Origin of the sequence: Micromonospora sp. NPDC048868 (assembly GCF_043198195.1) — a bacterium.
Classification (GTDB): domain Bacteria; phylum Actinomycetota; class Actinomycetes; order Mycobacteriales; family Micromonosporaceae; genus Micromonospora; species Micromonospora reichwaldensis.
In genome coordinates, this window is the sequence record NZ_JBICUN010000007.1 from 299949 (window position 1) to 311657 (window position 11709).

General features: G+C 72.8%; 7 protein-coding genes and 2 tRNA genes. 3 read left to right on the forward strand and 6 right to left on the reverse strand.

The window, feature by feature from the left end:
* The first annotated feature begins 83 nt into the window (after positions 1 to 83).
* Positions 84 to 1568, forward strand: a complete 1485-nt coding sequence (gene glpK / locus ACGFNF_RS14525) for a glycerol kinase GlpK (protein ID WP_393168132.1) — start codon at positions 84 to 86, stop codon at positions 1566 to 1568.
* A gap of 63 nt (positions 1569 to 1631) precedes the next feature.
* Here glpK and ACGFNF_RS14530 read toward each other — a convergent pair whose 3' ends face one another.
* Positions 1632 to 2465 (reverse strand): phosphoribosylaminoimidazolesuccinocarboxamide synthase, encoded by an 834-nt coding sequence (locus ACGFNF_RS14530; protein WP_393168134.1) that lies wholly within the window; start codon positions 2463 to 2465, stop codon positions 1632 to 1634.
* A 166-nt stretch (positions 2466 to 2631) separates the two neighbouring features.
* Between ACGFNF_RS14530 and ACGFNF_RS14535 the strand changes: the two genes are divergently transcribed.
* Positions 2632 to 3963 (forward strand): ABC transporter substrate-binding protein, encoded by a 1332-nt coding sequence (locus ACGFNF_RS14535; RefSeq protein WP_393168136.1) that lies wholly within the window; start codon positions 2632 to 2634, stop codon positions 3961 to 3963.
* Between the two features lie 127 nt (positions 3964 to 4090).
* On the opposite strand, the gene ACGFNF_RS14540 is transcribed toward ACGFNF_RS14535, so the two are convergent.
* The 5 genes from ACGFNF_RS14540 to ACGFNF_RS14560 all read right to left on the reverse strand — a co-directional run bounded on the left by ACGFNF_RS14540 (position 4091) and on the right by ACGFNF_RS14560 (position 10240).
* Entirely contained in the window at positions 4091 to 4342 is a 252-nt protein-coding gene (locus ACGFNF_RS14540; protein ID WP_357579890.1) for a hypothetical protein, read from the reverse strand.
* A 409-nt stretch (positions 4343 to 4751) separates the two neighbouring features.
* Positions 4752 to 4828, reverse strand: a tRNA-Met gene (locus tag ACGFNF_RS14545).
* An 860-nt stretch (positions 4829 to 5688) separates the two neighbouring features.
* Positions 5689 to 5765: transfer RNA gene (locus tag ACGFNF_RS14550), tRNA-Met, on the reverse strand.
* 236 nt (positions 5766 to 6001) lie between these two features.
* Positions 6002 to 9049, reverse strand: a complete 3048-nt coding sequence (locus tag ACGFNF_RS14555; RefSeq protein WP_393168138.1) for a UPF0182 family protein — start codon at positions 9047 to 9049, stop codon at positions 6002 to 6004.
* Between the two features lie 177 nt (positions 9050 to 9226).
* Positions 9227 to 10240, reverse strand: a complete 1014-nt coding sequence (locus tag ACGFNF_RS14560; protein ID WP_393168140.1) for a PDZ domain-containing protein — start codon at positions 10238 to 10240, stop codon at positions 9227 to 9229.
* A gap of 113 nt (positions 10241 to 10353) precedes the next feature.
* Here ACGFNF_RS14560 and ACGFNF_RS14565 point away from each other — a divergent pair, with 113 nt between their 5' ends.
* Positions 10354 to 11661, forward strand: coding sequence for a zinc-dependent metalloprotease (locus tag ACGFNF_RS14565; protein ID WP_165947701.1), 1308 nt, complete (start codon positions 10354 to 10356; stop codon positions 11659 to 11661).
* The last annotated feature ends 48 nt before the right edge of the window (positions 11662 to 11709 follow it).

The following is an 11709-nucleotide window of genomic DNA, read 5'->3' on the forward strand; positions in this document are numbered from 1 at the left end:
CGTACGGACGTGAGCGGGACCCGTTCCCCGCCGGGGCCCGCCGCCGGCCGGCGAAGATCGGTCGGGCCGGGTACGGTGCTGCCGTGACCCCCCAGTACGTCGCCGCCATCGACCAGGGCACCACCTCCTCGCGGTGCATCGTCTTCGACCGGGCCGGGGAGATCGTCTCCGTCGCCCAGCGGGAGCACCGGCAGATCTTCCCCCGGCCGGGCTGGGTGGAGCACGACGCCGAGGAGATCTGGGACAACGTCCAGCGGGTGGTCCGGGAGGCGCTGCACGCCGCCGGCACCGACGCCGCCGGGCTCGCCGCCGTGGGCATCACCAACCAGCGGGAGACGACGCTCGTCTGGGACCGGACCACCGGGCAGCCGGTGGCCAACGCGATCGTCTGGCAGGACACCCGCACCGCGCCGCTGCTGCGTGAGCTCGACCAGGCGTACGGCGAGGAGCGGTTCCGCTCCCGCACGGGCCTGCCGCTGGCCACCTACTTCGCCGGGCCGAAGCTGCGCTGGCTGCTGGACCACGTCGACGGGCTGCGCGGGCGCGCCGAGGCCGGCGAGGTGCTCTTCGGCACGATGGACAGCTGGCTGATCTGGAAGCTCACCGGCCGGCACGTCACCGACGTGACAAACGCCAGCCGCACCCTGCTGATGGACCTGAGCACCCTCGACTGGGACCCGGAGCTGCTCGACGCGATGGGGGTGCCGGCCGCGATGCTGCCGGAGATCCGCAGCTCCGCCGAGGTCTACGGGGAGGCCACCGGCGTCCTGGCCGGGGTGCCGGTCGCCAGCGCGCTCGGCGACCAGCAGGCCGCCCTGTTCGGGCAGACATGCTTCCAGCCGGGCGAGGCCAAGTGCACCTACGGCACCGGCAGCTTCCTGCTGCTCAACACCGGCGCCAGCCCGGTCCCCTCCACCCACGGCCTGCTCACCACGGTCGCCTACCGCATCCACGGCCAGCCCGCCGCGTACGCGCTGGAGGGGGCGATCGCGGTCACCGGCTCGCTGGTGCAGTGGCTGCGCGACAACCTCGGGCTGATCTCCACCGCGCCCGAGGTGGAGGAGCTGGCCCGCACCGTCGACGACAACGGCGGCTGCTACGTCGTACCGGCCTTCTCCGGGCTGTTCGCCCCGCACTGGCGCAGCGACGCGCGCGGCGTCATCGCCGGGCTGACCGGTTACATCACCAAGGGCCACCTGGCCCGGGCGGCACTGGAGGCCTCAGCCTGGCAGACCCGCGAGGTGGTCGACGCGATGAACGCCGACTCCGACGTGGCGCTGCGCCGGCTGCGGGTCGACGGCGGGATGACCGCCAACGGGCTGCTGATGCAGTTCCTCGCCGACGTGCTCGACGTGCCGGTGGTCCGCTCCCGGATCACCGAGACCACCTGCCTCGGCGCGGCGTACGCGGCCGGCCTCGCGGTCGGCTTCTGGCCGGACCTGGCGACGCTGCGCGGCCAGTGGCGCTCCGACGCGCAGTGGGAGTCGACGATGGAGCCGGCGCACCGGGAGCGGGAGCTGCGCAACTGGCGCAAGGCCGTCCAGCGCACCCTCGACTGGGTGGACTGACCGCCGCGCCGCCCGGCGTCGGTCGAGGCCGCCCGGTCCATCGGGCACCGGCGGCCCTCCGACTCAGTCCCAGCGGTTGCCGGTCAGCTTCTCGTAGACGTCGACGTAGCGGGCCCGGGTCGCCTCGACCACCTCGGCCGGCACCTCGGGCGCCGGGCCCTGCCGGTCCCAGCCGCTCTCGACCGCCCAGTCCCGGACGTACTGCTTGTCGTAGGAGAACTGCGCCCGGCCCGGCTGGTACGACTCCGCCGGCCAGAACCGGGACGAGTCGGAGGTGAGCAGCTCGTCGCCGACGGTCAGCGTGCCGTCCGGTGCCCAGCCCAGCTCGATCTTGGTGTCGGCGACCAGGATGCCCCGGTCGGCGGCCAACTCGGCGCCCCGGCGGTAGACGTCGAGCGTGATCCGGCGCAGCCGCTCGGCGGTCTCGGCGCCGACCTTGTCCACCACCTCGGCGAAGGTGATCGGCTCGTCGTGCTCGCCCATCGGCGCCTTGGTCGACGGGGTGAAGATCGGCTCGGGCAGGATGGACGCCTCGACCAGCCCGCGCGGCAGCTCGACGCCGGAGACCGCGCCCGTGCGCTGGTACTCCTTCAGTCCGCCGCCGGTCAGGTAGCCACGGGCGACGCACTCCACCGCGACCATCTCCAGCCGCCGGCAGCGGATCGCCCGGCCGGCGAACTCCGCCGGCACGTCGGTGGCGGAGATGACGTGGTTCGGCACCAGGTCGGCGAGCTGCTCGAACCACCACAGCGAGAGCGCGGTGAGCAGCTTGCCCTTGTCGGGGATCGGCGTCGGCAGCACCACGTCGTAGATCGAGATGCGGTCGGAGGCGACCAGGATCAGGTCCTCGCCGTCGGCGTAGACATCCCTCACCTTGCCCGAGTGCAGAAGTTCCACGCGCCCTAGTACACCATGCGGGCCGGCCACGGCCTCCGCCGGTGGCTGCGGGCATCGATGCGTACGCCTGGGGTGTGGTGGTGTGGCCGGACGTACGTTGACACCCTCGCGCGCGCCTGCGTGAATGATCCGGCCGCCCGCCCCACCGGTCCGCCAGGAGTTCTTCGTGCCCGTTGCCCGATCCCCGCTGCCCCGCGCCGAAGCGGATCCGGGCCGGCGTCGGGTGCTCGCCGCGATGCTGGGTGCGCCGGTGCTCGCGACCGGCGGGCTCACCGGGTGCACCGAGGGCCAGGCGGCCCCGGTGGAGACCGGGCCGGTCGAGCTGTCGGTCTTCTGGTACGGCGGGGCGAAGCGGGCCGAACTCACCGAGCGGGTGCTGCGGCTCTACACCGACCGCAATCCCCGCGTCGGCTTCCGGGTCACCTGGCAGGGCGCCGGTGGCTACTACGACCGGCTGGCCACCCAGGCCGCGGGCGGCAACGTGCCCGACCTGATCCAGCTCGACGACAGCATGCTCACCGAGTACGCCCGCCGCGAGATCGTCCTGGACCTCAGCGGCTACGTAGCCGACCACCGCCTGGACCTGCGCACCCTGCCCCAGGGCCTGGTCCGGTACGGGCAGGTCGACGGCCGTACGGTCGGCGTCGCCGCGGCGCAGACCGCCGCCGCCGTGGTCTACGACCGCACGCTGCTGCGCCGGCTGCGGCTGCCCGAGCCGAACACGGGCATGTCCTGGGCGGAGTACGTCGCCTGGGCGCGGCGGGTCACCCGGGCGAGCGAGGGCCGGGTGGCCGGCACGATGGACCCGTCCGGCGACTACCGGGCGCTCTGGCTCTGGCTGCGCGGGCAGGGCGGTGAGTTCTACCGCGGTCGACAGCTCGGCTTCGACGCCGACGCGCTTGTCGAATGGTTCGACCTGTGGCGACGCGCCCGCTCCAGCCGGGCGACCCCGAGCGCCGCCCTCGTGGAGCAGGCCGACGGCGGCGAACCCACTCAGCAGCTCATGGTAACCGGCGCGACGGCCGCCTCGTTCGCCTGGTCGCACCAGCTGCCGGAACTCCAGCGCCTCACCGACGCCGAGCTGGGCCTGGCCGCCATGCCGGGTCCCCCGGAGGCGCAGTGGCACCGGGCGTCGATGTACTGGGCGGCCTTCCGCGGCACCCGGCACCCCGACCTGGTCGCGGACGTGATCAACTTCCTGACCGGCAACGGCGAGGCGGGGAGCGCGCTCGGTCACGAGCGCGGGCTCAGCCCCAGCCTCGCCGTACGCAGCTACGTCGAGGGCAACATCACCGAGCCGGCGCAACGGCGCGCGGCGGCCCTCGGCACCGCACTGGCCGCCCGGCTGGGACCGGCGCCCAGCCCACCGCCGCAGGGCCACCTCCGGGTGCGGGCACTGCTGCTGGAGGCCGCCGAGAGCATCCGCGGCGGCAGGACCGGCCCCCGGGCGGCGACGACCCGCTTCATGGCCCAGGCGGACGCTGCGCTGGCCGGATAGGGCCGATCACCGCGAGGCCGCCCCCGGCGGGGATGCCGGGTCGGATTGCTCCGCCTCGGCCGAGGCAGGGCAGGGCAGGGCAGGACACCGTCGCGCTGCCGGAACACCGGCGCGCCAGCGGGCCGCCTCAGCGCGGCGGGCCGCCTCGACGGTTGCGCATCATGCGCATCAGGAGGAAGACGACGCCGGCCACCACGACCAGGCAGCAGAGCAGGCCGATGAAGCCGAAGCCGCCACCACCGCGCCGCCGCCGCGCGGCCTCCACCACGAGCTCACCCGTGCCGGTGGACGCCCAGGCCGCGACGGGTACGAACACCGACAGCACGACCGCACCGAGGACGGCGGTCAACCGGCCCCACCACTTACCGAAAGAAGACATGTCCACATCTTCGCCGACAACCGCAACCTCGGCACGTCGGTCAACGAGGAACGCGCGCCGCGCCCAGGCACGCCTGGCACCGTTCCGTTGGTCGGCCGCGCCCTGCACGCGAGCACTTGGAGTACGGAGTCGGGATGTCCCGGGCCACTCCTGCCGGCCCGCCCGACGCCGTTCCGCTGGCTGGCCTGCGCCCGATGCTGGTCCGCCGGCTAGCCCGCGCCCAGCACCGCGAGCACCTGGAGCACGGAGTCACGGGTGTCCCGGGCCCGCCACATTTGCCGGTTGGCCCGCACGTCGGCGTGCGTTGCACTCCGGGGTGAAGAAGCCCGTCGTCGACCGATGCGACACGTCGACGCCGGTGGCGAGATGCGAAAAGGCCCCGGAGACAATCTCCGGGGCCTTTTCGACGTGGTAGCGGGGACAGGATTTGAACCTGCGACCTCTGGGTTATGAGCCCAGCGAGCTACCGAGCTGCTCCACCCCGCGTCGGCTCGTTAACTCTAGCGCACTCCGGCGGGCGATGATCAGCGGACCCCCGATCCTGCGGCAGACCCCGCCTGACCAGCGCAAACCGGCGTCGGAGGTCGGCACGAGGCACCGTCGACCCAGCCCGACCCACGCCGCGCGCCGGCGGCCAGCGGGGCGCGGAAGGCGGGCACCCGACCACAGTGGCGGCAATGGCATGTCTCGGTCCGCTCTGAGCTACGGCCCGTTCCAGGCTGTCTCACTTGGCACGGGCGCGCTGCCTTCTCTCGCACGAGTGCCTGGTGATCAGGACGCCATGGACGTTAACCGGGCTACTTAAGGTCCATGGCGTCCTGATCACGCCGCTGCACGCCCGCTGTTCGGTCGTTCGGCCGTACGTCCGTTGCCAGGCGTGGCCGTTCGCGTTCCTGCGCGACCGGTCGCGGTTCTCGCCGCCGTGTTGTCGCCCGCCCGATGTCCGCCGACGGATCGCGTGGTGTCAGTCACTCCGCCTCGGCACTGACGCAATGCGCGATCGCCGGTCCAGCCAACGGGCGACGGCAGCGGGCAGCGGCGGGCGACGGCAGGTGTTTCAGCGGCGGGCGTGGAGCGGCAAACGGCGCCTGCACGGGGTGGCCTGGTTCGGCCAGGCCACCGTCTTCCCTCAGGCGGGCAGCGGCGGACAGCAGGCGGCACGCGGCAGCGGGCAGCGGCGGGCAGCAGGCGGCGGGCGGCGGCGGGCGGCGGGCGGTGGCGGGCGGCGGGCGGCGGGCGGCAAGGAGCCGGAGCCGGAGCCGGAGCCGGAGCCGCGTGATCGTCGGGTAGCGGGTGGCTCGGAAATGCGGAACGGCCCCGGACTGAAGTCCGGGGCCGTTCCGACGTGGTAGCGGGGACAGGATTTGAACCTGCGACCTCTGGGTTATGAGCCCAGCGAGCTACCGAGCTGCTCCACCCCGCGTCGGTTCGTATACCGTATCCCACCGACCCCCGTCCCCGCAAAACGACCCCGGGGACACCTCACGACAACCACGACTTGACGGTGCCTGCGCCGCCAGGCCCAGGGCGTACGCCTCCTTCACGGCGTCCGGGGACGGCGGGTTGCCGGGCCGGGCCGGTGGTCGCGAACGTGACAGCGCCCCCGGTGTCGGGACCGGATCGGTCCGTCGGCCGGGGGCGCTGCGTGGACGGTGCGGGTCAGCCGCCCGGGGTGGGTGAGGCGCTGCCACCCGGTGCCGGGGACGCCGGGGCGCTGGGCGTCGGGGACGCCGGGGCACTGGCGCCGGGTGCCGGGGACGCCGGGGCGCTGGCGGCCTGCTGGGCCCGCTGGAAGGCGGTGAGCGCCTCGTCCAGCGCCTTCAACGCGCGCCCGTACCGCTCGAAGTCGCCCGAGGTCTGCGCGGCCCGGACCTCCGCGATGGCGGTCTGGACGCGGTTCGCCGCCTCGGCCAGCTCGCCGGTCAGCGGGGGTGCGGTCCCACCCGGCGGCGTGCCCCCGGCCGGGGGCGGGGTGCCGCCGGCGGGCGGTGGGGTGCCCGGGGCGGCGGCCTGCTTGCCCTGCTCGACGAGCTGCTTGATGCCGTCGGCCACGTTGTTGGCCAGCACCACGTAGGAGCCGCCGTCGCCGTAGGACATCAGCACCCGCTGCAACAGCGGCGGCGCGTTCTGCGCGGCGGTCTTCACGTAGACCGGCTCGATGTAGAGCATGCCGTCGCCGAACGGCAGGGAGAGCAGGTTGCCGTACTGCACCTGGGCCTGCTGGGACTGGAGCAGGTTGAGCTGCTGCCGGATGTTCGCGTTGTTGGTCATCGACTGGTGCACCTGCACCGGGCCGGAGACCCGGGTCTGGTCGGGCAGGTCGAGCACCTCCAGCCGCGGCTGCCCGTCCACGTATGACCCGGAGATCAGCGCGGCGAGGTTCTCCCGGCCGTTCGGAGTGACCGCCGAGGTGAGCTGGAAGCGCGCCGACTCCTGGCCGGGGAACTGCGTGTAGAGGTAGTAGGGCGGCTGCTTCTGGCCGGTGTCGGGGGCGTCCGGCACGTTCGGCACCTGCCAGAAGTCCGTCTCGGAGTAGAAGGCGCCGGGATCGGTCACGTGGAACCGGGTCAGCAGGTTGCGCTGCACCTTGAACAGGTCGGCCGGGTAGCGGAAGTGCTCAGCCAGCTCGGCCGGGATCTCCGACTTCGGCTGCACCAGGTCACCGCCGAACGCCTTGTTCCACGCCTTGAGCACCGGGTCGGTCTCGTCGAACTCGTAGAGCCGGACCGTGCCGTCGTACGCGTCGACGGTGGCCTTCACGGAGTTGCGGATGTAGTTGACGTTCTCCCGGGCGAGCTGGAAGGTGCCCCGCCCGGTCAGCTCGTCGGCCGTCTGCTCCTGGAGGTTGACGCGTTCGGCGTACGGGTAGGTCGCCGCCGTGGTGTAGCCGTCGATGATCCACTGGATCCGGCCGTCCACCACCGCCGGGTACGGGTCACCGTCGAGGGTGAGGAACGGGGCGACCTTCTCCACCCGGTCGCGGGGGTTACGCACGTAGAGCAGCTTCGAGTTGTCGTTGACCGCGTCGGAGAGCAGGAAGTTCGACTCCTGCTCCTTGATCGCGTAGAGCAGCCGCCGGCTGAACGAGCCGATCTCGACGCCGCCCTCACCGGTGTAGGTGTAGGACTCGCCGCCCTCGCCGACCGGGCGGTCGAACTCCGCCTTCCGCGCCGGGTCGCTCTGGCCGACGATCGCGTAGTCGCTGGCGTCCATCCGCTCGCCGTAGTAGACCCGGGGCTGCTTCGCCGCGATCTGCTCGGTCTGCGAGGCACACTGCTCGTTCGCCTGCTGGCCCTGCTCCTTCTGCTGCTCCTGCGGGTCGCCGAGGAAGCCGGAGACGAAGAAGGGCTGGCCGCCGCAGACCACCCGGTTGCCGGGCGCCGCCACGAGCCCGTAGCCGTGGGTGTAGACGGTGTGCCGGTTGATCCAGGTGTTCTGCTGGGGGGTCAGCTGCCGGTAGTTGACCTCGCGCAGGCCCACCACGAAGTCCTGCACCCTGCCGTTGACGCCGTAGCGGTCGACGTCCAGCTTCTCGCCGAAGTCGTAGAACTGCCGGACCTGCTGGCGCTGGGTGTACGTCTCGGAGACCAGTTGCGGGTCGAGCAGCCGGATGTTCGGCACCACGGAGGTGTCCGTGGCGAGGCTCGCCGGCGGGGTCAGGTTGCTCGCCGCGTACGGCGTGGTGGTGGCCGCCTCCAGGCCGAACGCCGAGCGGGTGGCCTTGATGCTCCGCTCGATGTACGGCGCTTCCTTCTCCTTCGCGCTGGGCTTGACCTCGAAGGTCTGCACCGCCCAGGGGTAGACGCCGCCGATGGCGACGGCGGAGACGCCCAGCAGCGCGAGCGAGATGCCCGGCCAGACCAGGTTCCGCATCCAGGCGTTGGAGAAGACGATGATCGCGATCGCCACGACGATGGAGATGTAGGCGAGGATCTCCTTGGCCGGCAGCAGCGCGTTGACGTCGGCGTAACCGGCGCCGTAGACGGGGCCGTTGCCGTACTCCAGCAGCATCGCGCGCCGGTCCAGCACGTACGCGAGCGCCTTGAGCAGGACGAATACCGCGACGAGCGTGCTCAGGTGGGCCCGGGCGGCGTTGGTCATCCGGTCGCCGACGCCCTGGAGGCGGACGCCGCCGAAGACGTAGTGCACGGCGAGCGCGCCGATCACGGAGAGCACCACCGCGGTGAAGCCCACGCCGAGCAGGTAGCGCAGGAACGGCAGCTGGAAGACGTAGAAGCCGACGTCGATGCCGAACTCCGGGTCCTTCACGCCGAAGTCCCCGCCGTTGCGGAAGAGCAGCCACTGGTTCCACCGGCTCTGCGCCGACAGCCCGGCGAAGAGGCCGACCACGGTGGCGACCAGCGTGATCCACAGGCCGAGCCGGGGGCTCAGCAGCATCCGGTAACGCTCCAGGGTGGCCTGCTCCGGCGAGTGCGGGCGCATCCGGGGGCGCAGCCGCTGGGCCAGCCAGAGGTTGCCGCCGACTATCAGCGCCATGCCGAGACCGACGGCGAAGAAGAGCAACAGCCGGGTCGTCAGCACCCCCGTGAAGACCCCGGTGTAGCGGACCTCGTCGAACCACAGCCAGTCCGTCCACGCCTGGACGCCCCAGCCGAGCAGGGTGAAGAGCACGAACACCCCGACCAGGACACCGATCGTGACGCGACCGCGTCGGCTCATCCTCGGCAGGGGGCTGCTGCTCTTCATGACCACTGTTGGCTCCGCACGCTCGATGTGATCGGCTCCGACCAGGCACCCAGAGTACGGGGTGTTCCTGAACGTGTCGGTCCAAGGTCACACGGCGTCGCGCCGCGCGGCGGAAGCGTCGGTGGAGGGGGGCCGGTGCGGGCCCGCCACGTACGCCGGGAACGCCCGCGCTCGTGGTCAGCAGCGGGTCGGCTGGCCCCCGGCGCGCAGCGTCTCCAGCGCGGTCAGTGCCTCGTCCAGCGAGCCGACCTTCAGCAGCGGCAGCCCGGGCTGCGGGTTGCGTACGGCCTCGGCGCAGTTCGCCGCCGGCACCAGGAACGCCACCGCGCCGGCCTCCTTCGCGCCCACCAGCTTCTGGGCGATGCCGCCGATCGGCCCGACCCGGCCGGCGTCGTCGATCGTGCCGGTGCCGGCGATGACCTTCCCGCCGGTCAGGTCCTCCGGGGTCAGCTTGTCCACGATGCCGAGGGCGAACATCAGGCCGGCGCTGGGCCCACCGATGTCCTCCAGGTCGATGCTCAGGGTGAACGGGTGCGGCTGCTGCTGCTCGATCTCCACCCCGATGCGAGGTCGCCCGTCCTGCTCCCGGCTGGTGACCGCCGCCGTCGCGGCGGCGCCGTCGCGCGTGTAGCCGATCCTCAGCGCGGTCCCGGCCGGCTTCGCCCTGATCAGGTCCGTGAGGCGGGTGGCCAACGGGACCGGTTCCCCGTCCACCGAGGTCAGCACGTCGCCGGGCTTGAGTACGCCGGCCGCCGGACCGTCGGCGGCGACGGTCTTGACCACCACCTGCACCGGGAAGCCCAGCTCCCGCAGCGCCGCGGTCTCCGCGCTGGTCTGCGAGACCCGGAAGTCCTCCGCGTTGCGCTCCTCGACCTGCTTGCGGCTCTCCCCCGGCGGGTACACCAGCTCGCGGGGCACCACCGCCTCGTCGTCGGAGAACCAGCCCTGGATCGCCGAGCGCAGCTTGACCGAGGGCTGCACCCCGACCGTGGTCAGCCGGAGCTGACCGGCGGAGGTGGAGGTCTCCCGGCCGGTGACCTGGATGACCTCCTTGCCGTTCTCCTTGCCGAGCGTGTTGACGGTCGGCCCCGGGCCGAGCACCACGTACGGGATGGGCGCGCCGAGCACGCCGATGCTGAGCAGAGCGGTGAGCAGAGCACCGAGCAGGACGGTCACGCCGCGACGTCTCATGCGGCAGAGCGTACCGACCGGGATCGGGGCCTCCGGTGGGTGAATCGCGACTTCGCCCTCAGCGCAACGCCAGCGGCAGCTACCTGGGGCGCGGCGCGCGTACCGTAGACGTCGTGCCTGATATTCCGTTCGGTTTCGCGCTCCCGGGTGGGCAACCACCAGACCCCAACGATCCCGCGCAGATGCAGCAGTTCATGTCGCAGTTGCAGCACCTGCTCTCCGCGTCGGGCAGCGGGCCGGTCAACTGGGACCTGGCCCGGCAGGTGGCCGCCAGCCAACTCGCCGCCGCGGGCGACCCGGCGGTGTCGCCCTTCGAGCGCAACGCGGTGGAGGAGGCGTTGCGGCTCGCGGACCTGTGGCTGGAGCCGGCCTCCGCACTGCCCTCGGGCATCCAGACCTCGCTGGCCTGGAACCGCAACGAGTGGATCTACAAGACGCTCGACGTCTGGCGCAAGCTCTGCGACCCGGTCGCCAGCCGGATGGTCGGCGCGATGGGCGACCTGGTGCCGCCGGAGGCGCGCGCCCAGCTCGGCCCGATGCAGTCGATGGTCGCCACCCTCGGTGGCGCGCTCTTCGGCGGCCAGCTCGGCCAGGCGCTCGGCTCGCTCGCCGCGGAGGTGCTCTCCGCCGGCGACATCGGGCTGCCGCTCGGCCCGGCCGGCACGGCCGCGCTGATCCCGGCCAACATCCGGGCGTACGGCGAGGGCCTGGAGCTGCCCGAGGACGAGGTGCGCCTCTACGTCGCCCTGCGCGAGGCCGCCCACCAGCGGCTCTTCCAGCACGTGCCGTGGCTGCGCGGGCACGTGCTCAACGCCGTCGAGATGTATGCGGCCGGCATCCGGGTCAACCGGGAGGCGATCGAGGAGGCGATGGGCCGGGTCGACCCGACCGACCCGGAGTCGATGCAGGCGATCGCGCTGGAGGGCATCTTCACGCCGGAGGACAGCCCGGCGCAGAAGGCCTCCCTGGCCCGGCTCGAGACCGCCCTGGCCCTGGTCGAGGGCTGGGTGTGCCACGTGGTCGACAGCGCGGCGAGCGGCCGGCTGCCCAACGTGGTGAGCCTCGGCGAGGCGTTCCGCCGCCGCCGGGCCGCCGGTGGCCCGGCCGAGCAGACCTTCGCGGCGCTGGTCGGCCTGGAGCTGCGTCCGCGCCGGCTGCGCGAGGCGGCGGCGCTCTGGGCGGCTCTGACCGAGCACCGGGGCATCGCCGGCCGGGACGCCCTGTGGGGCCACCCCGACCTGCTCCCCTCCGACGACGACTTCGCCGACCCGGTGGCCTTCGCGATGTCCGAGTGGGACCTCGGTGAGTTGGAGAGCTTCGACTTCAGCGCGCCGGGCGGCCCGGAGGAGAAGGCCCCGGGCGAGCCGGAGCAGCGGCGCCCGGACGACGACCCCGAGGGCGGCGACGCCAGCCGCCCCTGATCGCGTCGACGACGAGGGCCGCCCGCCCCACCGGGGTTCGGGCGGCCC

Excerpts from the sequence above, each read along its gene's own strand:
- ACGFNF_RS14540 (WP_357579890.1), bottom strand. The coding sequence starts at position 4,342 with ATGTCTTCTTTCGGTAAGTGGTGGGGCCGGTTGACCGCCGTCCTCGGT.
- ACGFNF_RS14555 (WP_393168138.1), bottom strand. The coding sequence starts at position 9,049 with ATGAAGAGCAGCAGCCCCCTGCCGAGGATGAGCCGACGCGGTCGCGTC.
- ACGFNF_RS14560 (WP_393168140.1), bottom strand. The coding sequence starts at position 10,240 with ATGAGACGTCGCGGCGTGACCGTCCTGCTCGGTGCTCTGCTCACCGCT.